This window comes from Pseudonocardia benzenivorans CB1190, assembly GCF_000196675.2.
GTDB classification, from domain to species: domain Bacteria; phylum Actinomycetota; class Actinomycetes; order Mycobacteriales; family Pseudonocardiaceae; genus Pseudonocardia; species Pseudonocardia benzenivorans.
Map to the genome: position 1 here is coordinate 6,332,434 of NC_015312.1, position 26,981 is coordinate 6,359,414.

Genomic DNA, 26,981 nt, shown 5'->3' on the forward strand with positions numbered 1-26,981 from the left:
CGGCGACGGCCCCGATCCCGACGATGGAGTCGACATGACCGTGACCGGCTCCCGCTCCCCCGGCGCCCGACCGCTCGGAACCCTCCAGAAGCTGGTCGGGGCGGCCGCCGGCCGGCGGTGGCGGCTGCCGCGCAGGCGCAACCGGGTGCGCGTGGAGCGCGCCGTCGAGGTGCCCATGCGTGACGGCGTGACGCTGCTCGCCGACCACTACATCCCGGACACCGACGCGCCCGCCCCGACGATCCTGGTCCGCTGCCCGTACGGACGAGGCCTGCCGTACAGCCTCCTCTCCGCCCAGCTCTACGCCGAGCGCGGCTACCACGTCCTGTTCCAGAGCTGCCGGGGCACGTTCGGCTCCGGCGGCGTGTTCATCCCGGCGGTCGACGAGGCGAGCGACGGGCACGACACCGTCGCGTGGCTGCGCACCCGGGACTGGTTCGACGGACGGCTCGCCACGGCGGGCGGCAGCTACCTCGGCTTCACGCAGTGGGCGCTCGCCCTCGATCCCCCTCCGGAGCTGAGGGCGATGGTCGTCATGATCGGGGTGCACGACCTCGGTGACGCCGCGTACCGCGAAGGCCCGTTCAACCTCTTCAACCTGCTCAGCTGGTCGGACCTGCTCTCCCACCAGGAAACCGTCGGCCCCCTCGCCGGCATGGTCCGGATGGCGTCGGCGCCCCGGCGGCTGCGCGGCGCGCTGGACCGGCTGCCGCTGCGCGGCGCCATGGACACACTCGGCGGCCGCGGGGCACCGTGGTACGACGACTGGGTCGACCACCCCGACCTACGGGACCGCTACTGGGACGGGTTCCGCGCCACCGGGGCGCTGCAGCGCGTCACGGTGCCGACGCTCCTGATCGGTGGTTGGCACGACTTCTTCCTCACCCAGACGATGGAGCAGTACGAGGCGTTGCGATCACGTGACGTGCCGGTCGCCCTGACGGTCGGACCGTGGACCCACCTCGACGTCGACAACGCGGTGTCGATGCCCCAGGCGCTGTCCTGGCTCGACACCCACGTCGGAGGACGTGCCGCGGACACCCGCGACGCGCCGGTCAGGGTGTTCGTCGGGGGCGCGGGCGAATGGCAGCAGCACGCCGGCTGGCCACCCGAGCACACGGCGTCGGACACCTGGTACCTGCGGGCGTCGCAACGGCTGGCCCCGACGGCGCCCGCCGACGAGCACAGCACGACGCGGTTCCGCCACGACCCGGCGGACCCGACGCCGGCGGTCGGCGGCCGGGTCATGGCCCTCGGCGGTGGGGCCCGGGACAACCGCCGGCTCGAGGCACGCGACGACGTCGTCACCTTCACGACCGGGACGCTGACCCGGCCCGTCGAGGTGCACGGCCGGCCCGTCGTCGCGCTGCACCTGGTGTCCGACAACGCGAACGCCGACGTCTTCGTCCGCCTGTGCGCCGTCGACCCGTCCGGTCGCTCGGTCAACGTCACCGACCGGCTCGTCCGGTGCAGCGAGGCGGACACGACGCCCGGCACCGTTCGCAGGCTGGAGATCTCGCTCGATCCGGTGGCGCACAGGTTCGACGCCGGGTACCGCATCCGGCTTCACGTCTCCGGCGGCGCCTTCCCGCGGTTCGCCCGCAACCCGGGCACCGGGGAGGCACCGGCGACGGCGACGGCATTGCGGCCGGTGACCCGCACGGTGCACCACGACGCGTCCCGGCCCTCGTGCCTCTCGTTGCCGTGCATCTCGCCGCCGCCCGCCCGCTCCTGACGCCGACGGTCGGCTACCGCGAGGTCGGCGCCGGGAGGTGGTTCTCGTCGATCCCCAGGACCCGCATCTTGCGGTAGAGGGTCGAGCGCGCGATACCGAGCCGCTCCGCGGCGGCCAGCTTGTTCCCGTGGGTCTCGGCAAGGGCCTCGAGAACGACGTCGCGCTCGGCCCGCGACAGCGACGTCCGGCCCGTGCGACGCCCGGCCGAGCGGTACTCGGGGGCCAGGTGTTCCAGGGCGATGTCCGATCCCGCTGACCGGTTCACCGCGGCGGCCAGCACGGCCTCGAGCTCGCGGACGTTGCCGGGCCAGTCGTGCACGCCGAGGGCCCGCAGGGTGCCCGGCAGGAGCTTGGGGACCGGGCGGCGGCTGCTGTGCGCGGCGAGGAGCGGCGGCGCCAGGTCGGCGATGTCCTCGACGCGGTAGCGCAGCGGCGGCACCGTGACCGAGAGCGGGAAGTGGTCGAGGACCCGGCCGGCCGGGGTCGCCTCGCCCCGCGTCCGCGCCGTCGCGACCACGCTCCCGGGGACCGCGGCGGCGACGATGCTCTCGACGCGCTCGGCGAGCTCGGGGACGAGCCGGTCGAGATGGCGGAGCACAACCGGGCCGCCGCCCGAGCAGAGCGTCCGCAGCCGGGCGATCCAGCCGGCCGGGTCGTCCTCGGCGAGCACCGCGTCGAGCACGGTGGCCGGTTCCCCGTCCGTCCGGCGCCGGTGCAGGTAGGTCGCCACGTGCAGCTTCCCGACGCCCGGCTCCCCGCAGACGAGCACCGCCCGGCCGGTCCCGACCGCGGCGTCGACGTCGGAGCGCAGCCGGTTCGCCGCGACGCTGCGGCCGACCACGCCGTCGTGGTCGGCCCGCCGGCGGGAGCGGTGCGGGGTCCGCCGGGCGATCGGCGACCGCCCGTCCGTGCGGGTGTGCGGACGCATCTCCACGAGCACGCCCGCCATCTCGCCCTTCTCGCCGATCCGCACGGCGGTGGCCTGGGCGACGACGTCGTGGGCGAGCTGGACCTCGCCGGTGCACTCGTCGCTGCTGCCCAGCATCCGGCAGGCCCAGTCCCACAGGGTGGCCTGGTCGGACAGGTCCAGGATCGCGGACGCGGCCGTGTTCGCCATGATGACGTCCTCGTTCAGCGACACGACCGCCGTCCCGGCGCGGCGGTTCGCCCTGACGAACCGGTCGAGGAGCATCCGCTCGCGCCTGGTGGTCTCCGCGTACATCCGCGACTCGATCTCGCGAACGGCCGCGAGCACCAGCGGCTTCATCGCCCCGTGGGCCTCCTCGACGCGGCACGTCACGTCGAGGACCCCCTCGACCCGGCCCGTCATCGGGTGGCGCACCGGGGAGCCGATGCAGGCGAAGTCCTGCAGGTTCTCGCGGAAGTGCTCGGCCCCGGCCACCGTGAAGGGCTTGGCCGCCTCGAGCGCGCTCCCGATGCCGTTGGTGCCGGTGAACTCCTCGGCGAAGACGAACCCGGGCGCGATCCGTGCCCTGTCGAGCACCCTGACCAGCGAGCGGCCACCAGCACGCCGGTCAATGATCTGGGCGTCGGTGTCGGCGAGGACGATCGAGACGGGGCTGTCCTCGAGCTGCTCGGCCAGGCGGTCGATGACCGGACCGGCGGCCCGCAGCAGACGCACCGGCCGTTCGAACTCCGGCCGGTAGGGCGCCTCCTCGCCGGTCGGTACGACGCCCACGAGCTGGCACCGTCTCCACGAGGAGAGGATCTCGGTGCGGAAGTCGGGGTCGAGCTCGTCGTCGTGCACGCCGGTGTCGAGCAGCCGCTCCCGTCGCGCGCGGGTCCTGTACCTCTCGTCGCTCGTACGCACAGGCTGCCCCTTCACCGTTGACGAAGGCCGGTGCTGTTGGTCGGTGATCCATCGAACCAGAGCGTTGTGTCACCGTACCGTCCGAAAGTGCGACAGTCCCCGCACAGCCGGGACGCTCGGGCGGATCATCCGGTACGCCCGGTTCACACACGGGCGCGACGGACGTCCTCGCTCGTCCGGCGCGCCCGCGTGTCGATCCGGTCAGTCGAGCTCGTACTGCGGGTAACCCCCTGCCCTGACCTCGTCCCACTTGCCGAAGTACGAGACCAGGCCACCCGAGTAGTTGAGCATCTGCGCCGGCTTGCCGGGGACGTTCGCCCCCCAGTACCAGGACCGTGCCCTGGTGAACAGCGATCCCTCGAAGAGCTCGTCGACGTGCGCCGTCCACTCCTTCTCGGCGTCACCGGTCGACTCGAACCGGGTGTGCCCGTGCTCGCGCAGGTGCTCGAGGAACTCGACCACGATGTCGCCCTGGTACTCCGCCGAGGTCGGGCCGTTGCAGAACCCCGACGGGCTCTGCGGTCCGTAGAGGAAGATCATGTTCGGGAACCCCGCCGTCGACAGTCCCATGAACGTGTCGACGCGATCGGCCCACTTGTCCTGCAACCGCTCGCCACCGACGCCCTGGATGTCGATCGCCATGATCCCGCCCCGGTTGTTGTCGAACCCGGTGGCCAGGGCGATCACGTCGCACTCGATCAGCCCGTTCCGCGTCACGACGCCCTTCGGCGTGATCTCCAGTACCGGCTCGTCGTTCTGGTCGACGAGCCGCACGCCGTCCCGGTTGAACAGGTCGAAGTAGTCCTGTTCGAGCGCGGGCCGCTTCACGCCGAACGGGTGCGGCGGCGTCTCGGGGGCCAGCAGCTCCGCGGTGACCGGGTCGTGCACGCGCTCGTGGACCTTCTCCCGCCAGAAGTCGTAGAACGTGCGGTTCACCGCCTCGTCGGCGAGCAGGTCGCTGTACATGCCCAACCAGATCGGGAAGCCGCCCTCGGCCCAGAACCGCTCGTAGGTGGCCCGCAGCTGCTCAGGACCCGCCGTCGCGCCCTGCTCGTCCATGAACGTGAAGTCGAAGCCCGCGAAGGCCGTGTAGCGCGTCGCGAAGCGCTCGGGCAGCCCCTTGCGGACCTCGTCGTTCGCGGCGTGGTCGAGGCTGCGCTGGCCCATCGGCAGCGCCAGGTTCGGCGTCCGCTGGAACAGCGTGACCTCGGCGGCCACCTTGGCCGCCTCCTGGAACACCTGCACCCCGCTGGCGCCGGTCCCGATGATGACGACCCGCTTGCCCGTCATGTCGATTCCGCCCTGCGGCCAGCGCGCCGTGTGGTGGCACTCGCCCTCGAAGGTGTCCGTCCCGGGGATGTCGGGGTAGAGCGGCTTCGACCCGAAACCCGTCGCGACGAGGACGACGCGAGCCCTCTGCTGCTTGCCGTCGGCGGAGACGACCGTCCATTCGCGGCGGTCCTCGTCCCAGCGCGCCTGCGCCGCGAACGTGTCGAACTCGATGTCCTTCGACAGCTCGAGCTTGCGGTCGACGTGCTCGAAGTACTCCCGGACCTCCGCGTGGTCCGGGAAGCGCTCCCGGAAGTCGAAGTCCTTCCACAGGTCCTTGTGCGCGAACTGGTAGATGTGCCCGACGGTGTCGGTCCGCGCGCCGGGGTAGCAGTTCCACCACCAGACACCGCCGAGACCACCGGCCGAGTCCCACACCTTCACGTCGAATCCCAGGTCACGGAGCCGGTCGAGCTGGTAGAGGCCCGAGAACCCGCCGCCGATGATGAGCACGTCGAGGACCCCGGCCGCCGTGTCGTGGTCGGTGGGGCCCGCGGGCTGCGTCGTCGTCATGTGTCGCTCCTCGTTCACGAGTCAGGGCCGCCGCCGTCGCCGGCACCTGATGAGAAAGGGATGGTCGTCGTTGTCGGCGGAATCGTCCGGGAAAGAGTCGGCGAACGAACTCGCCGGGCGCACGCCGAGCTCCACCGAATGTGGCGCGCTCAGGAGTAGACGTAACCGCGCGCAAGCTTGATGGGCTGCAGTTCTCTGGTTCCGTCGACGTGCGCGATCGCGGTCTCGTCGTGGCCGGGAAAGACCAGCGCGTCGTTCTCCTGCGCGATCTTCTCGATCTTCTCCAGGGACGTCCGCCACAGGTCGACGTCCCAGTAGATCAGCGGCTCAGCGACCGACTCGACGTAGTTGTCGTTGTGGTAGAGCGCGTCGGAGGTGAGCAGCACCGTGCCGGTGGTGTCGAGCTCTAGCTGCATGGCCATCTGGCCGGGCGTGTGGCCCGGCAGGTGGTGCAGCCGCACCCCACCGGCCAGCTCCGTGCCGTCGTCGGTGACGAGGGTGGGCTTCTTGTCCCCCAGGAACGCCCAGTCGACCTGGTTGAAGAAGTTCTCACTCTCCCGCAGGCCCATGACGTGCGCGTACTCGCGCTCGTGGACGACGATCTCGGCGCCCGCGTCCTCGAACAGCCGCAGCCCGCCGGCGTGGTCGGTGTGCAGGTGCCCGAACACCACGTACCGGAAGTCCTCGGGGCCGAGGCCCAGCGCCGCGAGCCGCCGCTCGATGTTCGCGTCGGTGCCGAGCTGGTCGAGGTTGACGGCCTCCAGCCACTCCGGCAGCCATTCCGCCGGGGCGTCGGGAGCCACTCCCGTCTCCCAGAGAATCCGCCCCTCGGGCGACTCGATGATGTACGCGATCACCGGGCAGTCGTAGGCGACACCCGTGTTGTGCGGCCGGTTCGACAACAGCGAGAGGTCCAGCTTCATGTGGCCGAGATGGACACCGCGGACGGTGACGCTCATCGTCCGGCACCCACGACGCCGCGTGATTTCGTGTTCATTCCGCTCCTGCTCCTCCACATCCGACGAATCAGGAATGTGACGCAGGATTGTGGGCGGTAGGTGACCGCACCCACTGTCCGAGAATGCAACACCGGGCCCGGGCGTGCGCCCGTGGAGCGAATCGGGACAGTTCCCGGCAGGAGCTCACCGTCCCTCGCCGACGTTGTCGATGCGGCGGGCGACGTGACGGTCGCGCCGCTGCGGCACCGCGTCGAGGACCTGGAGCAGCTCGTGCCCGCCCTGCTCGACCGCCTCGCCCCGGGCCGCGGCACGACCTGCAGCGACGACGCCATGGCCGTGCTGGCGCGCCGGGCATGGACGGGCAACGTCACCGAGCTCGGCGACGTCCTCCAGGCGACGCTGCGCCGCCGTCCCGTGGGCACCATCCGCCGCGACGATCTCCCGCCCTCGTGCTCCACCACGAGCCGCCGGGCGCTGTCCCCGATCGAGACCCTCGAGCGGGACGCCATCGTGCAGGCACTCGCCGAGACCGACGGGAACCGCAAGAGCGCCGCCGCCCGGCTCGGGATGTCCCGGTCCTCGCTCTACCGCAAGATCCACGCGTTCGGCATCGACGCGACCGGGTCCGCGCACCGCTGAGGACCGGGCGGCGCCGAGGACCCGGGCGGGGCTTCACCCGAGCGTGGTCTCCGCGGCCCCCGACGGCTCCGGGTCCGGCAGCCGCCGCATGCGCAGCGAGTTGACCAGGCCGGCCGTGGCGGCGAGCAGCGGCACGAGCAGCCCGATCTGGAGCGCGAACGGACGGGCCTCGGTGTTGATCCGGATGATCTCCTGCCGGATCGGCTCGGGCTGGGTGACGAGCAGCTCTGCGAGCTTGGTGTTGCTCATCAACTCGGCGTCCTCCTCCAGCACCTGGGCGACCTGCTGCTTCTCGGCGGGCGGCAGGACGGTGCTGGCGTTCACATCGGCCGTGAACGTCCACGCCAGGGAGGCCAGCATGATCGCGCCGGCGAACGCGAGGCCGAAGGAGAGCCCGAACGACCCGGCCGCCGAGTTGACCCCGGCCGCCTCGCTCACCCGCTCCTCCGGAACGGGGGACAGCGTGTAGTTGTTCAGCTGCGACACGAGCAGCCCCAACCCGGCTCCGGCGACCACGAGCGGACCCACGAGCGCCCAGCCGGTCCCCGCGCGCGGCACGAGCGGCAGCAGGACGGCGACCCCCACCACGACCAGCCCGAACCCCACGCCGACGACGGTGCTCGGCCGCCGCCGGCCGCTCCGCCTCCCGGCCACGATCGCGAGCGCGAACATGCTCAACGACAGCGGCGCGATCGTCAGCCCGGCCTCCATGGCGTTGTACTCGAGCACCATCTGCAGGAAGATCGGCAGCACGATCATCGTGCCGCCCAACGCGATCTGCTGCAGCATCTGCTGCGAGACCCCCACCCGGAAGAGCCCCGACGAGAACAGCCCCGGGTCCAGCAACGCGGGCTCGGCGCGACGGGCCCGCCGCCGCAACCAGAACACCAGCGCCACCAGCCCGACGACGCCGATCCCGAGCACCAGGCCGACCCGTTCCCCGCCCTCCTGCCAGACCAGGATCCCGAGCACCAGCCCGCCCATCCCGACGACCGAGAGCAGGGCCCCGACCACGTCCACGCCCCGGGGGCCGGTGTAGGGCACGTCGTGTACGAGCTTGGCGCCCGACAGCACCACCACGATCACGACGACCTCGAGCGCGAAGCCGACCCGCCACGACAGGTACGTCGTGATGAAGCCGCCGAGCAGCGGGCCCACGGCGGCCGCGATCGCCGCCGCCGCGCCGACCAGTGCGTACACCTTCTTGCGCGCGGCCCCGTCGAAGTTCCCGTGGATCAGCGACTGCATCGCGGGCAGCAGCAGCGACGCGCCGAGCCCGCCGATCACGGCCCAGAACACGATCACCGCGGTGAGGCTCTGGGCCAGCGTCATCGCGGTGGCGCCGACGGCGTAACCGAGCAGTCCGACCAGGTAGGCGCGCTTGCGCCCGATGAGGTCGCCGACCTTGCCGCCGATGAGGATGAACGCCGCGGACACCAGCGCCTCGAGCGCGATCGCGGACTGCACCCCGCTCACCGTCGTGCCCAGGTCGCGGACCACCGCGGAGATCGAGACGTTCATCAGCGACGTGTCGACGACCAGGACGAACATCGCCATGGCCAGCAGGAGCCCGAGCGTGCGCTTGCTCCGGTCCAGCTGCGGGGTGCCGGCACCCCCGCCCGTGCTCATGCCGGACTGCCGTCGTGCGCCGCGAGCCCGTGCGGCCCGGGCGGGGCAGGTGTCACCAGCTCCGGAACCGGACGCAGCAGGCCCAGCCCGAAGAGCCGCTCCAGCCGGCGCACCGTGTAGGGGTGCGAGCGCGGCAGCTGCGCGAGCCCGACCCAGAATCCCCGCAGGGCACGGCCCTGCCGGACCAGGGCGGGCACGTCGACGTCGTGCTCGGTGTGCCGTCCCGAGGCGAGCAGGACCAGCCCTGTCGCGCCGTGGGGGGCGAGATGGGCGCCGTGGCGGTCGCAGGAGTACTCGCGCAGCCGCGAGAGGGCCTGCCCCAGCAAGGGGATCCGCTCGGAGTAGGCGACGGAGAGCTGGTACCACAGCGCGACGTGGTGCAGCCGGATGTGGCCCAGCTCGTGGCCCAGGATGAAGCACAGCCCGTCGCGGTTGCCGCGGTACAGGTTGGTGAACAGCTCGTTGGACAGGACCACGTAGTCGTGTCCCGTGGCCTGCGCGGCGAACGCGTTGAGCGAACCGTTGCCGTTCGCCAGGAAGATGTCCGGCCTACGCCGCAGCCCGAGCCGGGCCGCGTACTCCTCCGCGACGCCGTAGAGCTCGGGGTACTGCTCCGGCGACAGCTGGACGGCGGTGCCGCGGGTCGAGGCGCGCTGCGTCTCGCGGACCACGACGAGGGCGGGCACGAGCAGCAGCAGGCCGAACAGGGCCCCTCTGATCGCGTTCGCCCACGCCGTGCCCTGCAACGCCGCCGGTACGAACGGCAGCACCACGGCGGCCCGCACGATCCCGGCGACGACTGCCAGGTTGAGGACCACCATGAACACGTAGAACGGGATCTCGGCGCGGTGCCGGAGCCGGTTCGGCGCGGGTGCGGTCGAGCTCGTTGACATCACACGTCCCCGGTTCCGGCGTCGCTTCAGTGAGCGGGCTCGCCGAGCGACCGACCGAGCGCCTTCGCCTTCAGCGCGTCGTACTCCTCCGGGGTGATCGCACCCTGGTCGAGCAGTCGTTTGGCGTCGGCGATCTGATCGGTCGGACCGCTACCGGCCCCGTTCGCCCCCGCGATCCGGCGGACGTCGTGCTCGTAGGCCTCACGGGCGGCGGCCGCGTCGGACCGGCGCCGCTCGCCCATCTTCCGGCCCTCCGCGATCAGGTACACGAGCGACCCGACGATCGGCAGGAAGATGATCACGATGGTCCAGATCGCCTTGCTCCAGCCGCCGATGTCGTCGCGCCGGAAGATGTCGCCGAAGATGACGAAGATCATCCAGAACCAGAGGACGAACCCGAAGAACACGAGCATCGTCCAGAACAGGTCCAGCAACGGGTAGGTGTCCTGTGCGAGCAGCATCTCCAACCCCTTCTCTCCAGGTGGTCACCCGTCGCGAACGGGTGGGTCAGGGCCGGAATCGCTCCGGCGGGAGGCGGTCGTGTCAGGCGGTGTCGCCGCGGTAGCCGGCGAGCGCCCAGATCACGAGCACGTCGAGGGCGATGATCACGATCGCCCAGACCGGGAAGTACGGCAGGAACGCGAAGTGCGCGATGAGGTTGATCCCGGCGGCCACGATGCCGACGACGCGCGCCCACGTCGCGCCCCAGAGCACGCCCACCCCCGCCGCACCGAGCACGACGGCGAGGACCAGGTGGATCCAGCCCCACGTCGACACGTCGAGCGTGTAGAGGTAGTCGGGCGTCCGGACGTAGATCTCGTCCCGCATGATCGCCACGATGCCGACCAGCACGCCGAGCAACCCGGCGAGCATCATCAGGACCGCCGCGAACAGGGCCATCGTCGTGGTGGCGGCGGCCGCGGCGGCGCTCCGGTGCGGCGTGGTCCGAGTGGTCATCACGACCCCTTTCACGAATACCGTCGAGACGTGATGATCGCCCGTGCCGACAGCCGTCATGCCACCCGAGATGGGTGATTGCGGACCCCGAGCAGCAGGTCGTTCCGGGGTACGGGCCAGGATCGGACGGCGCTGCGAGCCAGGATCAGGACGACGGCGCCGTCGAGGCCGACGGAACAGCCGGACACCCGGATCGGACGCTGTCCAGGATGGGCTTCGCGGCGGCCTGGACCTGCGCGACGGAGCCCGCGAGCACGCCCAGCTTCGCCGACAGCGACGTCTGGTCCTGGATGCCCGAGATCGTCGTCTGCAGCGACGCGAGCGCCTGCTTGAGCGCGTCGACCTGCGGACCGAACTGCGCGGCAGCGGCGGTGCTGAGGTTCTGCCCGGCGACGGCCAGGTTCTGCAGGGCGGCCTTGACGCCCTCCGTACCGACCTTGGTCGCATCCAGCTGCAGGATCGCGTTCGCCGCCGTCTGGAACTCCGCGGCGGCGCCGCACAGCTGGGGCGAGTAGCCGGTGGACGTCGGCGCCGCCGCCGTCGTCACCGGTGGCGGGGGCGGAGCGGACGCCGGGGCCACCGACGGTGACGCGGAGCATCCCGCCAGCGTCACGAGGCCGAGCAGACCGGCGGTGGCGGCGAGGGACACGCGCCGGGTCCTTCGCCGCGTGACGCTGCGGACGGTGTTCACGATGGCCTCCAACGGTCGGGGGCGACGGTCGAACCGTCGCCCGGGGGGGGGCACGCGGGCCGTGTCCCCGAGCGGCGCTCAGCGCCCGTGCACCGCCTGGTCGACGACGATCGCCAGGCGGGCGAGCACCTCCTGGCCCTCGCCCCGGGTCACCACCCCGCGGTCGACAGCGGCCTCGACCTCCGCCCGCAGCACCGCGAGCAGCACACCGGCCCGGTCACCGACCCGTGCCGACACCACCCCTCCGGTTCCCGGGCGACCTGCCGACACGGAGCGCAGGAAAAGGGGGCCGGGTTCGCCGGCGGGTTGTGCCATCTCAGCGCCTCCTCGACCCGCGGTGCGGCACGCCGCCCGCCACGTTCCGCCGAGTGTCGGGCCCCGGGGATCGCCGGAGGTCACCCTCCAGGGGTGGTTGTTGCGTCGCGCCGGCCGGCCTCCGATCCTGTTCGCTCCTCGGACCGCTGGTCACGCGGTGTGCGGGTGGACGGGACCGAACCGACGGGGTACCGCAGGGATCGCCGGGCCGACGGTGCCGGCGCGGAGCGCACGATCACCGCCACAGCCGGCCGGGCGCTCGAGGCGCACGCGCCGGATCGTCCACGACGGGCGTCGTCGACGTCCCTGCACCGGGCGGGGCTGCCGCGTCAGACCAGCAGGCCCCGGGCCGCGGCCGTGGCGGCGGCGTCGGCGCGGTTGCGGCAGCCGGTCTTTGCCAGGACGTGCTCGACGTGGGTGGCGACGGTGCGAGCCCCGACGCCGAGGGCACCGGCGATCTCACCGTTGCTCGACCCGTCGGCCAGCGCGGCGAGGACCTGCAGCTCGCGCACCGTCAGGCCCGCGGGCGGCGCCACCTCGCGGTGCAGGACGACGACTCCCGACCGCGCGCGGTACATCTCCAGCGCGTAGGTCGCATCGCGATGCACCAGCAGATGACGAACCGGGCCGCGGACCCGTGCGATCGCGGCCGTGAGCGCCGCGCTCCCGACCAGCTCGACGTGCGGGCGCGCGGACAGCGGCAGGACCCGCCCGTCGGGCGCGACGAGCATCCCCTCGGTGATCCCGTCGTCCAGCCGCGCCGTCGCGGGCTCGGGCGGCGGAACGGGGTCGAGGGCGGCGCCGAGTTCGGGGCCGAGCAGTGCGAGCAGCGCGACGGTGTCGTCGTCGGGATGACGCGAGTCGAGCGTGCTCGCGTTGAGCATGCCGACGTAGCGGCCGTCGGGCGCGTACAGGCACTGGGTGACCCCGTCCCGGAACCCGCTCGGCCCGATGACCAGGTCGAAGATGTCCCCGCGCCGGAGCCGCACCGGCAGGTCGCGAACCCTGGTCGGCACACCCGTGGTCTTGACGGCGCCGAAGAGCGGATCGGTGTGCATGCTCTCGTCGAGGAAGGTCGTCAGGGGTGCCGGGTAGGACGACGCGAGGGCGCGGTGCCGGCCGAGCACCGGGTCCCACACCGACAGCGCCAGGCAGTCCGAGGGCACGATGGTCCGCAGGCACTCCGCGACCGCGAGGGCGGACCCGACGCTGCGGCTACCGTTGCGGCGCAGGAACGACCGCAGCTCGTAGGCCGTGCCCAGCGCGGTCATGCCCGGAAACGCTACCCCGCCGACCGCATCCGTCAATCGACCGATCACAGCCGTCGGTGCCGCTCCTAGCGTCGCCTCCGCCCACCCAGACGGAGGTAGCGATGAAGCCCAGTGAGTACGCCGAACTCGACGCGACCGCGCTCGCCGCACTGATCCGGAGCGGGGAGTCGTCCGCCGACGAGGTCGCGCAGGCGGCCGTCGCCGCGCTCGAGGACGTGCAACCGAAGGTCAACGGGCTCGTCAGCGGCCCGTTCGAGCGCCCGCTCGAGCATGCCGCCGACGGGCCGTTCGCCGGCGTGCCGTTCGCGATCAAGGACCTCATCACGCATGCGGCCGGTGTGCCCACCCGCTCCGGGACCCGCCTGCTCGGCGACGGCGTGCCGATGCCGACCGACACCTACCTGATGGCCCGCTTCCGCCGCGCGGGCCTGGCGACCCTCGGCCTCACCGCGACCCCGGAGCTCGGGTTCAACGCGAACACCGAGGCCGTCGCGACCGGGTCGGTGCGCAACCCGTGGGACCTCGATCGCAGCCCCGGCGGGTCGAGCGGGGGATCCGCGGCACTCGTCGCGGCCCGCGCGCTGCCCGTCGCCCACGCCAACGACGGCGGCGGCTCCATCCGCATCCCCGCGGCCGCGTGCGGGCTCGTCGGGCTCAAGCCGAGCCAGGGCCGGGTCACCCCCGGCCCCGACTACGCCGACCCCCTGCTGGGACTCGGGATCGAGTTCGCCCTGACCCGGACGGTGCGCGACTGCGCGGGCCTGCTCGACGCCGTGCACGGGTACGCGGCCGGGGACCGCTACCGCCTGCCCGATCCCGCCCGCCCGTACGCCGACGAGGTGCGCGCCGGCAGCAGGACCCTGCGCATCGCGTTGCACACCGAGCCGTTCACCGGCAACGGCCCGGTCGATCCCCGGTGCGTCGCCGCCGTCGAGTCCGTCGGCCGGACGCTCGAGGAGCTCGGCCACCACGTCGAGCGGGCCGCACCCGCGCTCGACGCCGACGCCTTCGACGACGCCAACCTCGTCGCCTGGTGTTCCTTCCTGGCCGACGGTGTCGACACGCTGGCCGCCGCGCTCGGCGTCGAGCCGGGTCCGGACAACCTGGAGGCGACCACCCGCGCCTGCGCCGACTTCGGCCGGACCCTGCGCGCCGCCGACATCTACGCGGCCGAGCGGGTGTTCAACACGACCCGTCGCGCGGTCGCGGCCTTCCACGAGACCTACGACCTCGTGCTCACCCCGACGATGAACGCGCCCAACACCGCCGCGGGCCACCTGAACGCCGACGACCCGTCGCTGGACGCGCGCGGCTGGTACGACCGGATCTTCGGCACCGCGGGCTTCACGGCCGTGTCCAACGTGACCGGGAACCCCGCGATCAGCCTGCCGCTCGGGACCACGGCCGAGGGCTGGCCGATCGGGGTCCAGCTCATGGCCCCCTACGCCGAGGAGGCCACGCTGATCGCCCTCGCCGGTGACCTCGAACGCGCCCTGCCCTGGGCCGACCGGCGGCCCGCGGTCGCAGTGGGCTGACCAGGACCGGACGAGGAGCGCCGCGCGTCCGGGGGCGACACGTCGGCCCCGGCCGGGGAGCGGCAAGCGTGGACGATCGGCTTCATCCTCCTCGGGTGACGCCCGGCCCGGGGACGCTGCCGCAGGCTGGGGCCACCGAGTCGCCGGTCCGAGGAGCCTCCGATGCGGCGGTTGCCACCCATCGCGGAGCCGATCACGGGTGCGCGGGGATGACCACCGACCCGCCACCCCGGACCGACACCGGCCCGGCCGAGCCGTCGCCCGACGGCGGCAGCGCGCCCGCCGACCTTCCGCCCCGGACCGGCACCGCCCCGGCCGGGTCGCCGTCCGACGGCGGCAGTGCCCCCATCGCCCCGCCGGCGGCCGACGCGCCGACCGCCGATCCCGGACACAGCGGAACCCGGCGGCGGGTCGACGCCGTCACTGCTCGCTACACCCGGACCCGGGCACGCCTCGACGCCAGCGCCGCCGGGCACCTGCAGCGGCGGATCGTCGAGGTCGACCTGGCCAACCAGGCCCTGATCCTCGCGGCGCTCGCATTCATGCTGCTCGTCCCGGCGCTGGTCAGCCTGCAGGCGGTGATCCCGCTCGGGGCCACCGGGGGCGGGCTCACCGACGTCGCACGCCGGCTCGGGCTCACCGACCAGGCGACCAGCGACCTGCAGACGCTGTTCCCCGGCCGGGAGGCCGTCCGGGGCGCGACGACGATCTTCGGTGCGGTCCTCACCCTGGTGTCCGCGTTCTCCTGGCCCGCGGCCCTGCAACGCGGTTACGAGCTGGCGTGGGGCCTGCCGTCGGCGGGATGGCGCGCGCTGTGGCGACCGCTGCTGTGGCTGGGGACGTTCGCGGTGTTCGGGAGCTTGTGGGGACTGTCCGGTCCGCTCGTCACCGGTTGGGTCCGGGCCATCGTCCCGATCATCATCGGGCTCCCGATCGCCATCGGGTGGGCCTGGTGGACCCAGCACCTGCTGCTCGGCGGCCGGATCGGGTGGCGACCCCTGCTGCCCGGCGCGATCGCCATCGGCATCGGCCTGCTGGGGCTGCGGATCGCGGCGTCGCTGTACCTGTCGAGGTCGATCGTCAGCCACCATCGCGAGTACGGCCCGTTGGGGATCGTGTTCGTCCTGCTGTCGTGGCTGGTCGCCTTCGGGGTGGTGATGCTCGGCGGCGCGCTGCTCGGGGTGTTCCTGCGCGAGCACCGGCAGCGCCGCGCACTCGCCGCGAGTTCGAGCCCTGCCGGTGACGACGCCGACCCGACACCGCCTCAGTCCCAGCAGCCCCAGCCCTGACCGCCCGCCGCGTCCCGAGCACCCGACGCCGCGCGGCAGCGCGGCATCCGGGTCCGGTCCGTGGTGACCGTCGCTCGCCGTCGACGGCCGGACCACGGGGAGGACGCGGCGCGTGCGAGACCGCCGTCCTCGACGGGATCCCGGACCATCGCTCGGTGCTCACCGTCGCAGAGCAGGCCGCCGACGACACGATGATGATCTGCGTGTCCCGCTCCTGCTCCGCCCGCCTGGTGCTCGATCTCTGATCCCGCGGGCGGCGGGACCGGCGCGCACGGTGGACCGCATTGTCCGGATCCGGGAGGCTGCAGACGTCACCGACGGAAAGGACCCCGCTCATGGCCTCCGGCTCCCGCACCACCTGGACCGTCATCGACCGCGCCCACGACGCGCTGCGCGTTGCCGTCGCCGCCGTCGGCGAGGACAACTGGCAGCTGCCCACACCGTGCTCGGAGTGGACGGTCACCCAGGTCCTGCAGCACGCCGCGGGCGACCAGCTCGGGTTCGCGGCCGCGATCACCGGCGAGCCGGGCCCGACCGAGAACCCGTTCGCCCCCTCCGGCCACATCGACGGCTCCCCCGTCGAGCTCGCCGAGTCCACGATGGCCGCGGCCGCTCGGGCCTGGGACCGGATCGACCCCGCGGCCGAGACCGCCCCCGTTCCGGTCCCCCCGCACGCACTCCCCCCGGCCGTCGGCGCCGGCGCGTGCGCGCTCGACGCCGCGGTCCACGCGTGGGACATCGCCGTCGCCGTCGGCGCTCCGTCGCCACTGGACGCCGAGCAGGCGGCCCGGCTGCACGAGACGGCGCTGCTGATAGTCGAGCCGTTGCGCCAGTACGGCGCGTACGCGGCGGCGCTCGACCCGCAGCCCGCCGACGACGCCGTCGCGGCGCTGCTGCGCTACCTGGGTCGCGACCCCGGGTGGTCCCGCTGACGTGCCCCGGGGGACCGGGAGTGCGCGGCACGGACGTCGCCGCCGACGCTGGTCCTCCGGGGCCTCGCCGGTACCGGACCGGTCAGCTCGACCCGGTGCGGTACTCGGTGGCGATGTACTCGGCCTGCCGGATCGCGAGCGCCACGATCGTGAGGGTCGGGTTCGCCGCCGCGCCGGTGGTGAACACGCTGCCGTCGGAGACGAACAGGTTCGGCACGTCGTGCGCACGCCCGAACCGGTCGACGACCCCGTCCCCGGGGCGCCGGCTCATCCGGCAGGTGCCCAGGTTGTGGGTCGAGGGGTAGGGCGGCGTCTCGACGACCCGCGTCGCCCCGACCGCGTTGTAGACGGCCGCGCCCTGCCGCTGGGCGTGGCTGCGCATCGCGACGTCGTTCGCGTGGTCGTCGAAGTGCACGTTGGCCACGGGCAGCCCGTGCGCGTCGACGGTGCCCCCGGACAGCGTGACGCGGTTGGTCTCCTGCGGCATGTCCTCGCCGACGATCCACATGCCGGCGGTGTTGAGGTAGCCGTCGACGATCTCGGTCAGCGACGGGCCCCAGCTGCCCGGCGCGACGAACTTCGCGAAGAACGCCGGGCCGAGCGCGATCGTCTCCATGTAGTAGCCGCCGACGAAGCCCCGGTCGGTGTCGAGGCGCGACTCGTCGGCGATCACGCCCGCCATCGTCTCGCCGCGGTACATCCGGACGGGTTTGTCGAACTGGCCCCAGACCGTGGCGGTCGTGTGGCGCATGTAGTTCCGACCGACCTGACCGGACGAGTTCGCCAACCCGTCGGGGAACCCGGCCGAGGCCGAGAGCAGCAACAGCCGTGCGGACTCGATCGAGTTGCCCGCCACGCACACCACCGCGGCCCGCTGACGCCGGAGACTGCCGTCGCGGTCGACGTAGAGCACGCCGGTCGCCCGGCCGGTCGAGTCGTGCAGGATCTGGACGACGTGACTCTCCGGGCGCAGGTCCAGCAACCCGGTGGCCTCGGCCTTGGGCAGTTCGGCGACCAGGGTCGACCACTTCGACCCGTGCTTGTCGCCCTGGAAGTTGAACCCGTCCTGGACCGTCGCGGGCCGACCGTCGTAGGGCTCGGCGTTGGTGGCGTAGGGACCGGTGGCGTAGTCGCGGTAGCCCACCTTCTCCGCACCGTTGGCGAAGACCTTGTAGTTGTTGTTGGCCGGCAACGGCGGACGCCCGTGCCGGTGCGAGACACCCATCTTGATCTCGGCCCGGTCGTAGTAGGGCTCGAGCTCGGAGAGCGTGATCGGCCAGTCGAGCAGGTTCGCCCCGTCGAGGTCGCCGTAGGTCGAGCGGGCGGTGAGCTCGTGCGCCTTGAACCGCGGGCAGGCACCCGCCCAGTGCGTCGACGTGCCACCGACGGCCTTGACGATCCAGGCCGGCAGGGTCGGGAAGTCGCGGGCGATGCCCCAGCTCCCGGTCGCGGTCCGCGGGTCGGTCCAGGCCATCTGGTCGAAGGCCTTCCACTCGTCGTTGTGGTAGTCCGCCCCCGTCAGGTGCGGACCGGCCTCGAGAACGACGGTCTTGAACCCGCGCCGGCACAGTTCGTTCGCGAGGGTGCCGCCACCGGCTCCGGAGCCGACGACCACCACCACATCGGAGTCGTCGTGGTCGAATCGCGTCATGCCGGGGCCTCCTGGCTCTCGATGCGGGGGTCGGGCAGCCAGTCCAGGTCGTCGAACCCGCGGTCGACGTAGCCGCCCTTGTCGTACGAGGCACCCTCGTAGCCGAGGACGTCCCACACCTCGTGGTCGTCGTAGAGGGCCACGATCGCCACGTCCAGGACCGCGGTGAGGAACGGGGTCCCGGTGAGCTCCCTCAGCACGACCCCGGCGGTCTCGCCGTCGAGCTGCGAGAACGCGACGTCGCGCTGCTCGTCGAGATCGCTCAGCCCCTGCAGCAGCAGCGCGTGCAGGCGCGGGTCGGCGGCAGCCGCGTCGGCGACCGCGCCTGCCGTGCGCTCGTAGGGACCGAGCGGGAACGTGCGGTGCGGGAACGCGGCCCGCAGCAGGTCGACCAGCGTTCGGCGCTGGCCGTCGGACATCAGGGTTCTCACGGTGTTGTTCCTTCCATGTGTCGACGACCCCGGCGCGGACGGTCCGAGCAGGGTCGTGATCGGGCGGGTCGTGATCGGGCGGGCCGGGGGAAGCGGGCAGGCGAGGACTGCGCGACGGCCGGCGTCGCGCGGGTCGGGACCGCAGCGTCGTACGGGCGCCTACCGGGCGGACCCCTCGCGCGTGTCCCGGAGGCCGTAGACCTCGATCCGGCGGTACAGGGTCGCTCTGCTGATCCCGAGCCGGACGGCCGCCTCGGTCATCGTGATGCCCGGCTCGGCCAGGCAGCGCAGGATCTCGTCGCGCTCGACGGTCTCGATCCGCGAGAGGACCCGCCGCGGGGCACCGCTGACGAGCTCCGCCGGCAGGTGCTCGACGTCGACCATGTCGCTGCGGGCCGCGGCGATGTCGACCACGCTGCGGAGCTGCTCGACGTTGCCGGGCCAGTCGTAGGCCGTGAGGCTGCGCCGGGCCGCCGCGGTGAACCCGACCTCGCGATGCCGCCGCCGCGCGGCGAACGCACTGGCCAACGGCAGGATGTCCGCGCGACGCCGCCGCAGCGGAGGCAGCTCGACGTAGGTGTCGACGAGCGGGCGCAGGGGCTCGGGCACCGTGCTCGCGTCGCGCGCGGTGAACGCGACGGCGGGCCGAGGCCCGTCGGGACCGGCGTCCGGGGCCGACGCCACCCCGTGGAGATGCCCGCTCAGCTTCGTCGCGGCGAGGGAGGACAGCTCGTCGACCTCGCTCACGACGATGCTCGTCGCCTCCTTGCCCAGCTCAGGGCCCCAGAGGTCCAGCCACGCCGCGGTGTCCCGCGGGGCGGGCGGGCGCGCCACCAGCACCCGGCCACGCGGATGGGTCCGCGCCAGCGCCTCCGTCAGCAACGACCGCCTGCCGACACCGTCCTCGCCGACGACGGCGACCACCCGACCCGCCGAGAGGGCCGCCTCGACCTCCGCCACGGCCGTGCGCCAGCCGGCCGAGAGCGCCACGGCCGACGTCCCCGGTGGACGCAGGAACACCCGGAACACCTGGCCGTGCGGGGCCGGTCGCGGCGACCGCCCACGATGGCGCGCCAGCATCAGGGCCGTCGTGCTGCTGGCAGCACTCTGCGCGAGTGCCAGCAGCATGTTGTCCGACTGCTGCGCCCACGTCGTCAGGTTGACGGTGCCCGCCAGCTCGCCGGTGACCGGATCCAGCACGGGTGCAGCCGCGCACGTGTAGCCCCAGAGCTCGGCACAGAAGTGCTGGTCGGCACGCACGAGTGCGGGTGCGCGGTCCGCCAGCGCGAGACCCAGGCCGGTCGTGCCGGCCTCGCGCTCGCCGTAGTCGAAACCCGGTGCCAGGTAGACCGAGTCCAGCGCCGACAGCAGTGACCGCTCGCGGCACAACCGGGTGAGCACGACCCCGTCCGGATCGGTCAGCATCAGGCTGATCGGCTCGTTCGCCAGCGTCTCCTGCAGACCGCCGATGACGTCCAGTCCGGAGCGGAAGAACAACGACTCCTCGTCCACCGATCCGCTGAACGCCGGCGCGACCTCGTCGAGTGACGCGCCGAACTCGGTGCTGCGCCGCCACGACGCGGCGAGCCGGTCGGAGACGACGGAACCCGCGCCGACCGCGACCGGCCGTGCGATCTGCTCCCGTTCCGAGAGCGAAGCCGAACCGTCCATCCCCCGCGAACCTCCGACGCGTCGATGCGCTCATCAGCGGTTCGAACTGTGGCACACGGGGCGCGGCCGTCGCACCGGCTCGACGTCTCAGCCTGAGACAACGGCATCGCCGGTGCGCGGCACCCTCCCCGACCGGTCGCGTCGGCGCATGTCGTACCTCGACGACGCGCGACCCGGGCGAGACCGTGACCGCGGGGCCGACCGCCACCCTCGCCCGCCGCCGCGATCCCCGCTAGGGTAAGCGGCCCCGTCGCAGGTGGGGGTGGCTGATGAGCCGAGCAACCGAGGACGCGCCGGCCGAGGCCGCTCCGCCCGCGGACCCGGCGGCGAGTCCGCTGCCCGAGGAGCTGCACCGGCTCTACGCCCGCCACGCCGCGGCCGCCGTCGTCGGCTTCGACGATCCCGCCGACGCGCTCGACGCCGCTGCTCGCGCGCACCTCCGCCTCGCCGCCCGCCGCGCCCCCCGGACCTCGGTCGTCGACATCCACGGGGACCTCGAGAGGGACGGCCGCGCGGAGATCGACGGGGACATCGGCGGGGACGTCCCCGGCGACATCGAGGAGGCCGCGGGCTCCTCGACCGTCGTCGACCTGGTCACCGACGAGACCCCCGCGCTGGTGCCGTCGGTGCTCGCCGGGATCGGACGGGTCGGCCGGCAGGTCCACCACGTCGTGCACGCGATGGTCGTGGTGCGTCGGGACCCCGACGGGCGGCTGCGCGCCGTCGACGCCGCCGCCGACCCGGACGACCCGCCCGCCGGCGCTCTCGTCGAGGCCTGGATACGGCTCGGGCTCGACCCGGCCGCACCCGAGGAGGGCGAGGATCTCGGCGCCGAGCTCGACGAGGTGCTCGCGGCCGTACACGACGTCGCCGCCGACGTGGCCCGCCTCGCCGACACCGTGCTGGCCGTGGCCGCGGAGCTCTCCGGGGCCACCGAGCTGTCCGGCGCGAACGCCTCGACCGAGCGCGACGACGCGGCGCGGCTGCTGCACTGGCTCGCCGACGGCCACTTCAGCTTCCTGGGCTATCGCCGGTACGAGGCCGTCGGCACGACGCTGCGGGCCGTGCCGGGTTCGGGGTTGGGCGTGTTGCGTCACAACGGAGTCCGCGACGGCATCCCCGATGTGGTCGGCGACCGGCCGCTGGTCGTGCTCACCCGCGCCGACGCCCCCAGCCGGGTGCTGCGCCCGGAGTACCCCTACGACGTCGTGATCGGGATCGTCGACGAGCACGGCCACACCGTCGGGGGGCACCGGTTCATCGGGCTGTTCACAACCGCGGCCCTGCACGAGCACGTCCTGGACACCCCGATCGTCGAGCGGCGGGTGCGCGCCGCGATCCATCGGGCGGGAGTGCCGGTCGAGTCCTGGAGCGGCCAGCAGCTGCTCGACGTGCTGTCGCGCTGCCCGCGCGAGGAGCTGTTCTGGGCGAGCGAGCAGGCCCTGCACGAGACCGCCGTCGGGGTGCTGACCCTGGCCCACGACCGGCGGCTGCTGCTGACGGTGCACGCGGAGCCCTACGGCCGCTTCCTGTCCTGCCTGGTGTATCTCCCCCATGACCGCTACTCACCGCAGGCGCGCTCGGCGATGCAGCGGGTGCTGCTGCGCGAGCTCGACGGCTGGCGTGTCGACCACAGCGTCACCGTCGGGGAGACGGGGCCGGTGCAGGTGCACTTCACCGTCCACGTGGGCGCGGCCGCGCCCCCACCGGATCGGGAGCGGCTGCGCGCCCAGCTCGCCGCGGCCATCCTGACCTGGGACGACTGGGTCATCGACGCGGCGGGCAGGGACGCCGAGCAGATCGCGGAGTACCTGCCGGGGCTGCCGCAGGCCTACCGCGACGACGTCGACCCGGTGCGCGCGGTCGCAGATCTGCGACGCGTGCGCGACCTTGGCGTCGATCCGCACCTGGAGCTGGCCGGTGAGCCCGACGACCTGCACTTCCGGCTCGTCGTGGCCGGCGCCCCGGTGTCGCTGTCGGCGGTGCTGCCGGTCCTGCAGAGTCTCGGCGTCGACGTCCTCGACGAGCGCTCCTACGAGATCGTCCGGCCCGACGGGGTCGGCTGCCGGCTCTACGACTTCGGGCTCTCGGCCGACGCCGCGACCCGGCTCCCGTTGTCGGGCCGCGGCGGGCAGGACGCCCGCGACCGGTTCTGCGCGGCGTTCCACGCGGCCTGGTCGGGGGCCGCGGAGACCGACCGGTTCAACGCCCTGGTCCTGCACGCCGGCCTCGGCTGGCGCGAGGTCGCGGTGCTGCGCGCCTACGCGCGCTACGCGTCCCAGCTCGGCGGCCCGTTCGGGCGACGATACGTCGCCGACATCCTGCTCGCGCACCCCGACGCGGCACGGGCGCTGGTCGCACTGTTCCGGGCCCGCTTCGATCCGGCGCCGCCGGCGGCCACCCTGGAGCGGCGGTGCTCCGAGGCGCTCGCCACCGCGCGGGCCCTGATCGACGACGTCACCAGCCTGGACGCCGACCGGATACTGCGGGGACACCTGTCGATGATCATGGCGACGTTGCGGACGAACTGGTTCCGGGATCGGCCGTACTTCTCCTTCAAGATCGATCCGGGTGCGGTGCCGGACATGCCGTCCCCGCGGCCACGGTTCGAGATCTTCGTGTACTCGCCGCGGATGGAGGGGGTGCATCTGCGGTTCGGGCCGGTCGCTCGGGGCGGGTTGCGCTGGTCGGACCGTCCGCAGGACTACCGGACCGAGATCCTGGGACTGGTCAAGGCACAGATGGTCAAGAACGCGGTGATCGTGCCGGTGGGGGCCAAGGGCGGATTCGTGGTGGCCGCGGCGGCGCCGGACCCGGCCGAGGTGGAGGCCTGCTACCGGATCTTCATCGCGGCGCTGCTGGACGTGACCGACAACCTTGTCGACGGGGCGACGGTCGCGCCGCCGGGGGTGGTGCGCCACGACGGGGACGACTCCTACCTGGTGGTGGCCGCGGACAAGGGCACGGCGCGGTTCTCCGACGTGGCCAACGAGGTCGCCGCCGAGTACGGCTTCTGGCTCGGCGACGCGTTCGCCTCGGGTGGCTCGGTGGGCTACGACCACAAGGCGATGGGCATCACCGCGCGCGGCGCGTGGGAGTCGGTGAAACGCCACTTCCGCGAGCTGGGGGTGGACACCCAGTCGCAGGACTTCACCGTGGTCGGGATCGGGGACATGTCCGGGGACGTGTTCGGCAACGGGATGCTGCTGTCCCCGCACATCCGGTTGGTGGCCGCGTTCGATCATCGGCACGTGTTCGTCGACCCGGACCCGGATCCCGCGGCGGGGTGGGCCGAGCGGGCCCGGTTGTTCGCGCTGGCGCGGTCGTCGTGGGACGACTACGACAGCGCCGCGCTCAGCCCGGGGGGCGGGGTGTGGCCGCGCACCGCCAAGTCGGTACCCGTCGGCCCACAGCTGCGGGCGGCCCTGGGGCTGGCCGCGGACATCGAGCGGTTGAGCCCGCCGGAGCTGGTGCGGGCGATCCTGTTGGCGCCGGTGGATCTCCTGTGGAACGGCGGGATCGGTACCTACGTCAAGGCCTCGACCGAGAGCCATGGCGAGGCCGGGGACAAGGCCAACGACGCGGTCCGCGTCGACGGTCGGGCACTACGGGTGCGGGTGATCGGGGAGGGCGGCAACCTCGGGCTGACCCAGCGGGGGCGGATCGAGTTCGCACGCGCGGGCGGGCGGATCAACACCGACGCGATCGACAACTCGGCCGGGGTGGACTGCTCCGACCACGAGGTCAACATCAAGATCCTGCTGGACCGGTTGGTGACGGCCGGGCAGCTGGACCGGGCGGGCCGCGACGCCCTGCTGGCGGAGATGACCGACGAGGTCGCCGAGCTGGTCCTGGCCGACAACATCGACCAGAACGCCGCCCTCGGTGTCGCCCGCGCCCACGCCGCCGACACCCTCCCGGTGCACGCCCGGATGATCGACGGGCTCGCCGGCCGCACCGGGCTCGACCGCGACCTCGAGGCACTCCCCCACCCCGGGGAGATCGACGAGCGGATCGCCGCCGGGCACGGACTCGCGTCACCCGAGCTCGCGGTCCTGCTCGCGCACACGAAGCTCGACATCAAGGCGGCCGTGCTGCGGACCGACCTGCCCGAGCGACCGGAGTTCGCCGACCGCCTGCCCGGCTACTTCCCTCGTCCGCTGCGCGAACGCTTTCCCGCCGCCGTCGCCGCCCATCCGCTGCGTCGCGAGATCGTCGCGACGAGGCTGGTCAACGAGCTCGTCGACCGCGCCGGGATCACGTTCGCCCACCGGCTGGGCAGGGACGCGGCGGCGGGTGCGGACGACGTCGTGTCCGCGTTCCGCGTCGCGGTCACGGTGTTCGACCTGCCGGAGCTGTGGGCGCGGGTCACCGCGCTCCCGGGCTCGGTGCCGACCGAGACGCTCGACGCGATCGCGGTCGCGACGCGGCGGCTCGTCGACGTCACCGCGCGCTGGCTGCTCGCGTACCGTCCGCGCCCGCTCGACGTCCCCGCCGAGATCGAGCGCTTCGCCGGACCGGTGCACCGCCTGCTGCCCGATCTGGGGTCACTGCTGCGGGGTGCCGAGTCCGCCGCGATGGCGAACCGCGCCACCGCCCTCGCCGGTCAGGGCGTCCCGGCCGCGCTCGCCGACCGGGTGGCGGCCCTGCCCGCGGCCCACGGCCTGCTCGACGTCGTCGAGGTCGCCGCACCCGCCCACCAGCTGCCGATCGAGGAGATCGCACGGCTCTACTTCACGCTCTCGGAACGCTCGGCGGCGCGCGTCACGGCCGGCTGACCCGGCGCACCGGCGGGCGCGGTGCGCCCGCGCGTTCCAACAGCTCGATGGTTCCCTCCCAGAGACGCCGCTCCCGGTCGCGGTCGTGCGCGACGGGATCGACGTCGACCACCCTCGACTTGACCACGAACGCGCCGTCGCGCAGCTGCGCCCACCCGTCGTCGAGCGCCACCGCGGCCAGCAGCGGCCCCGAGCGTCGCGGGGTCGACACGCCCGGTACCCGGCCCACGGCACGGCTGATCGCCCGGAACGCCGCGGGCGCCCCGCGGCCCAGCGCGGTGCCGGGCATCCAGCCCGGCTCGAACACCGACACGCCGATCCCCTCACCGGCGCGGCGTTGCAGCTCATGCGCGTAGTACAGGATCGCCAGCTTGGCGTTGGAGTAGGCGACGCCCGAGGCCGCCATGCCCGGTTCCGCGTCGGCCGGCGCAGGGCGGGCGAGCTCGAGCGGGTCGGCCCACTCGGCCGCGGGCACGTGCAGCAGCCTGCGCCAGACGTTCGCGTGGTAGGTGTTCGACCCGAGCAGCACGATCCGGGCCGGGGCGGTGAACGAGTCGAGCAGGTCACCGATGAGCTGGGCGTGGGCGAGGTGGTTCACCGCGAAGGTCAGCTCGTAGCCGTCGCGCGAGGCTCGCCGGGTGTCGCTCGACATGGTGCCCGCGTTGGCGACGAGCGCACGCAGCGGCCGGACGGTACCGGCGGCGAGCAGGTCGCGGACGGTGGTCGCAGCGGCGCGGACGTCGCCGAGGCTCGACAGGTCGCAGCCGATCTCGTGGACGCGCGCGCCCCGCGCGCGGGCCTCCTCGGCGACCGCGGTCAGGTCGTTCCCGGCGCGCCCGACCAGCAGCAGGTCGGGGCGTCGCCCGCGCGGGCGGGCGGCCATGGCGAGCACGGCGTGCCGGCCGAGGTTGCGGGTCGGGCCGGTGAGCAGGACGGTTCCAGATCCGGTCATGGCCCCAGCGTGCGCGACCGGACGGGCCGCAGGCAGTCGTCCCGTCTTCGTAGGACCGCCAGGACCAGGACAACCGTGCCGGCTCCGCGCAGACTGGAACGCGTGGAACCCTGGGAGTTCGGCCGGACCGTCCGGCGCTGGCGCGACCGCGTGGCCCCCGAGGCCGTCGGCGTCCCGGTGGGTCGCCGACGTCGGGCCAGCGGGCTGCGCCGCGAGGAGCTGGCCGCCCTCGCCGGCATCTCGGCCGACTACCTGACCCGGCTCGAGCAGGGCCGCGCCACGACACCGTCGGCGCAGGTGGTGGAGTCCCTGTCGCGGGCGCTGCGGCTGCCCGACGGCGAACGGGACCTGCTGTACCGCCTGGCCGGGCACGCCGCACCCGGCCCCGACGTCGTGCCGTCGCGGATCACCCCGAGCGTGCACCGGCTGCTCGACCGGCTCTCGCACACCCCGGTGGTCGTCTACGACGCCGGCTGGACGCTCGTGCTGGCCAACGCGCCCTACGACGCCCTGATGGGGGAGACGACCGCCTGGCGCGGTCTGGAACGCAACGCCGTGTGGCGCAACGTCGCGCGCCTGCCCACCCGGGTCGTGCACACGCCGCGGGAGCAGGCCGAGCACGAGGCCCGGCTCGTCGCCGACCTGCGTGTCACGGCCTCCCGTTACCCCGCCGACCGCAACCTGCGACGCCTGATCGCCGAGCTGTCGGCGGGCAGCCCACGCTTCGCCGAGCTCTGGGACGCCCAGGCCCCGCCGCCCCTGGCCGAACCGTCCCGGCACAAGACGATCGACCACCCGGCGGTCGGGCCGATCACCCTCGACTGCGACACGTTGGTCGTCGCGCTGGACGACCTGCGCATCACCGTCTACACCGCCGAGCCCGGCACCGAGGACGCCGAGCGCCTGGCCCTCGCCGTCGTCCTGGGCACCCAGTCCATGGCTCGCTGACGGCTGATCGACGCGCCGTGCGGGTCGCGGCC

General features: G+C 73.2%; 21 protein-coding genes. 7 read left to right on the plus strand and 14 right to left on the minus strand.

Annotation, left to right across the window (positions count from 1 at the left end):
* The first annotated feature begins 34 nt into the window (after positions 1–34).
* On the plus strand, positions 35–1,735 hold the full coding sequence (locus tag PSED_RS30015) for a CocE/NonD family hydrolase (protein ID WP_013677992.1): 1,701 nt from the start codon (positions 35–37) through the stop codon (positions 1,733–1,735).
* A gap of 13 nt (positions 1,736–1,748) precedes the next feature.
* Here PSED_RS30015 and PSED_RS30020 read toward each other — a convergent pair whose 3' ends face one another.
* From PSED_RS30020 to PSED_RS30030, 3 genes are all read right to left on the minus strand, one after another.
* Positions 1,749–3,566: a sigma-54-dependent Fis family transcriptional regulator gene (locus tag PSED_RS30020; RefSeq protein WP_013677993.1), complete on the minus strand. Its 1,818-nt coding sequence runs from the start codon at positions 3,564–3,566 to the stop codon at positions 1,749–1,751.
* A 201-nt stretch (positions 3,567–3,767) separates the two neighbouring features.
* Positions 3,768–5,408 carry a flavin-containing monooxygenase gene (locus PSED_RS30025; RefSeq protein ID WP_013677994.1) on the minus strand — a complete coding sequence of 547 codons (1,641 nt, stop codon included), beginning with the start codon at positions 5,406–5,408 and terminating at the stop codon, positions 3,768–3,770.
* A 149-nt stretch (positions 5,409–5,557) separates the two neighbouring features.
* Positions 5,558–6,367, minus strand: coding sequence for an N-acyl homoserine lactonase family protein (locus tag PSED_RS30030; RefSeq protein WP_013677995.1), 810 nt, complete (start codon positions 6,365–6,367; stop codon positions 5,558–5,560).
* A 222-nt stretch (positions 6,368–6,589) separates the two neighbouring features.
* Between PSED_RS30030 and PSED_RS30035 the strand changes: the two genes are divergently transcribed.
* Positions 6,590–7,006 (plus strand): helix-turn-helix domain-containing protein, encoded by a 417-nt coding sequence (locus PSED_RS30035; RefSeq protein WP_041760144.1) that lies wholly within the window; start codon positions 6,590–6,592, stop codon positions 7,004–7,006.
* Between the two features lie 33 nt (positions 7,007–7,039).
* Here the strand turns inward: PSED_RS30035 and PSED_RS30040 are convergent, their stop codons facing one another.
* The 7 genes from PSED_RS30040 to PSED_RS30070 form a co-directional block, all read right to left on the minus strand.
* Positions 7,040–8,635, minus strand: coding sequence for an MFS transporter (locus PSED_RS30040; protein WP_013677996.1), 1,596 nt, complete (start codon positions 8,633–8,635; stop codon positions 7,040–7,042).
* Positions 8,632–9,528, minus strand: a complete 897-nt coding sequence (locus PSED_RS30045) for a M48 family metallopeptidase (RefSeq protein WP_013677997.1) — start codon at positions 9,526–9,528, stop codon at positions 8,632–8,634. The genes PSED_RS30040 and PSED_RS30045 overlap by 4 nt, the downstream gene beginning before the upstream one ends.
* A 26-nt stretch (positions 9,529–9,554) precedes the next feature.
* Positions 9,555–9,989: an SHOCT domain-containing protein gene (locus tag PSED_RS30050; protein WP_013677998.1), complete on the minus strand. Its 435-nt coding sequence runs from the start codon at positions 9,987–9,989 to the stop codon at positions 9,555–9,557.
* An 82-nt stretch (positions 9,990–10,071) separates the two neighbouring features.
* Positions 10,072–10,485, minus strand: coding sequence for a DUF7144 family membrane protein (locus tag PSED_RS30055; protein WP_041760145.1), 414 nt, complete (start codon positions 10,483–10,485; stop codon positions 10,072–10,074).
* A gap of 145 nt (positions 10,486–10,630) precedes the next feature.
* Positions 10,631–11,134 (minus strand): hypothetical protein, encoded by a 504-nt coding sequence (locus tag PSED_RS30060; RefSeq protein ID WP_041760146.1) that lies wholly within the window; start codon positions 11,132–11,134, stop codon positions 10,631–10,633.
* Positions 11,135–11,254: 120 nt separating this feature from the next.
* Positions 11,255–11,413 carry a hypothetical protein gene (locus PSED_RS30065; protein ID WP_233899203.1) on the minus strand — a complete coding sequence of 53 codons (159 nt, stop codon included), beginning with the start codon at positions 11,411–11,413 and terminating at the stop codon, positions 11,255–11,257.
* 407 nt (positions 11,414–11,820) lie between these two features.
* Positions 11,821–12,762 (minus strand): response regulator transcription factor, encoded by a 942-nt coding sequence (locus PSED_RS30070; RefSeq protein WP_013678002.1) that lies wholly within the window; start codon positions 12,760–12,762, stop codon positions 11,821–11,823.
* 101 nt (positions 12,763–12,863) lie between these two features.
* Here PSED_RS30070 and PSED_RS30075 point away from each other — a divergent pair, with 101 nt between their 5' ends.
* The 3 genes from PSED_RS30075 (at position 12,864) to PSED_RS30090 (ending at position 16,518) form a co-directional block, all read left to right on the plus strand.
* Positions 12,864–14,297 carry an amidase gene (locus tag PSED_RS30075; protein ID WP_013678003.1) on the plus strand — a complete coding sequence of 478 codons (1,434 nt, stop codon included), beginning with the start codon at positions 12,864–12,866 and terminating at the stop codon, positions 14,295–14,297.
* Between the two features lie 209 nt (positions 14,298–14,506).
* Entirely contained in the window at positions 14,507–15,586 is a 1,080-nt protein-coding gene (locus tag PSED_RS30080) for a YhjD/YihY/BrkB family envelope integrity protein (protein WP_013678004.1), read from the plus strand.
* A gap of 335 nt (positions 15,587–15,921) precedes the next feature.
* Positions 15,922–16,518 (plus strand): TIGR03086 family metal-binding protein, encoded by a 597-nt coding sequence (locus tag PSED_RS30090; protein ID WP_013678005.1) that lies wholly within the window; start codon positions 15,922–15,924, stop codon positions 16,516–16,518.
* Between the two features lie 82 nt (positions 16,519–16,600).
* Here the strand turns inward: PSED_RS30090 and PSED_RS30095 are convergent, their stop codons facing one another.
* The 3 genes from PSED_RS30095 to PSED_RS30105 form a co-directional block, all read right to left on the minus strand.
* Positions 16,601–18,169, minus strand: coding sequence for a GMC family oxidoreductase (locus PSED_RS30095; RefSeq protein WP_013678006.1), 1,569 nt, complete (start codon positions 18,167–18,169; stop codon positions 16,601–16,603).
* Positions 18,166–18,600: a hypothetical protein gene (locus PSED_RS30100; protein ID WP_013678007.1), complete on the minus strand. Its 435-nt coding sequence runs from the start codon at positions 18,598–18,600 to the stop codon at positions 18,166–18,168. The genes PSED_RS30095 and PSED_RS30100 overlap by 4 nt, the downstream gene beginning before the upstream one ends.
* Positions 18,601–18,759: 159 nt before the next feature.
* On the minus strand, positions 18,760–20,271 hold the full coding sequence (locus tag PSED_RS30105; protein ID WP_013678008.1) for an AAA-type ATPase lid domain-containing protein: 1,512 nt from the start codon (positions 20,269–20,271) through the stop codon (positions 18,760–18,762).
* Positions 20,272–20,540: 269 nt separating this feature from the next.
* On the opposite strand from PSED_RS30105, the gene PSED_RS30110 reads away from it, so the two are divergent.
* Positions 20,541–25,049: an NAD-glutamate dehydrogenase gene (locus tag PSED_RS30110; protein WP_013678009.1), complete on the plus strand. Its 4,509-nt coding sequence runs from the start codon at positions 20,541–20,543 to the stop codon at positions 25,047–25,049.
* Here PSED_RS30110 and PSED_RS30115 read toward each other — a convergent pair.
* Entirely contained in the window at positions 25,036–26,001 is a 966-nt protein-coding gene (locus PSED_RS30115) for an SDR family NAD(P)-dependent oxidoreductase (RefSeq protein WP_013678010.1), read from the minus strand. The two genes, PSED_RS30110 and PSED_RS30115, sit on opposite strands and share 14 nt — an antisense overlap.
* A gap of 102 nt (positions 26,002–26,103) precedes the next feature.
* Between PSED_RS30115 and PSED_RS30120 the strand changes: the two genes are divergently transcribed.
* Positions 26,104–26,949 carry a helix-turn-helix transcriptional regulator gene (locus PSED_RS30120; RefSeq protein WP_041760147.1) on the plus strand — a complete coding sequence of 282 codons (846 nt, stop codon included), beginning with the start codon at positions 26,104–26,106 and terminating at the stop codon, positions 26,947–26,949.
* Positions 26,950–26,981: the final 32 nt, after the last annotated feature.

Bases quoted from the DNA above. Each gene is read 5' to 3' on its own strand.
- PSED_RS30110 (WP_013678009.1), top strand. From the start codon at position 20,541: ATGAGCCGAGCAACCGAGGACGCGCCGGCCGAGGCCGCTCCGCCCGCG.
- PSED_RS30070 (WP_013678002.1), bottom strand. From the start codon at position 12,762: ATGACCGCGCTGGGCACGGCCTACGAGCTGCGGTCGTTCCTGCGCCGC.
- PSED_RS30080 (WP_013678004.1), top strand. From the start codon at position 14,507: ATGACCACCGACCCGCCACCCCGGACCGACACCGGCCCGGCCGAGCCG.
- PSED_RS30045 (WP_013677997.1), bottom strand. From the start codon at position 9,528: ATGTCAACGAGCTCGACCGCACCCGCGCCGAACCGGCTCCGGCACCGC.
- PSED_RS30095 (WP_013678006.1), bottom strand. From the start codon at position 18,169: ATGACGCGATTCGACCACGACGACTCCGATGTGGTGGTGGTCGTCGGC.
- PSED_RS30030 (WP_013677995.1), bottom strand. From the start codon at position 6,367: ATGAGCGTCACCGTCCGCGGTGTCCATCTCGGCCACATGAAGCTGGAC.
- PSED_RS30055 (WP_041760145.1), bottom strand. From the start codon at position 10,485: ATGACCACTCGGACCACGCCGCACCGGAGCGCCGCCGCGGCCGCCGCC.
- PSED_RS30050 (WP_013677998.1), bottom strand. From the start codon at position 9,989: ATGCTGCTCGCACAGGACACCTACCCGTTGCTGGACCTGTTCTGGACG.
- PSED_RS30105 (WP_013678008.1), bottom strand. From the start codon at position 20,271: ATGGACGGTTCGGCTTCGCTCTCGGAACGGGAGCAGATCGCACGGCCG.
- PSED_RS30090 (WP_013678005.1), top strand. From the start codon at position 15,922: ATGGCCTCCGGCTCCCGCACCACCTGGACCGTCATCGACCGCGCCCAC.
- PSED_RS30075 (WP_013678003.1), top strand. From the start codon at position 12,864: ATGAAGCCCAGTGAGTACGCCGAACTCGACGCGACCGCGCTCGCCGCA.
- PSED_RS30115 (WP_013678010.1), bottom strand. From the start codon at position 26,001: ATGACCGGATCTGGAACCGTCCTGCTCACCGGCCCGACCCGCAACCTC.
- PSED_RS30040 (WP_013677996.1), bottom strand. From the start codon at position 8,635: ATGAGCACGGGCGGGGGTGCCGGCACCCCGCAGCTGGACCGGAGCAAG.
- PSED_RS30015 (WP_013677992.1), top strand. From the start codon at position 35: ATGACCGTGACCGGCTCCCGCTCCCCCGGCGCCCGACCGCTCGGAACC.
- PSED_RS30025 (WP_013677994.1), bottom strand. From the start codon at position 5,408: ATGACGACGACGCAGCCCGCGGGCCCCACCGACCACGACACGGCGGCC.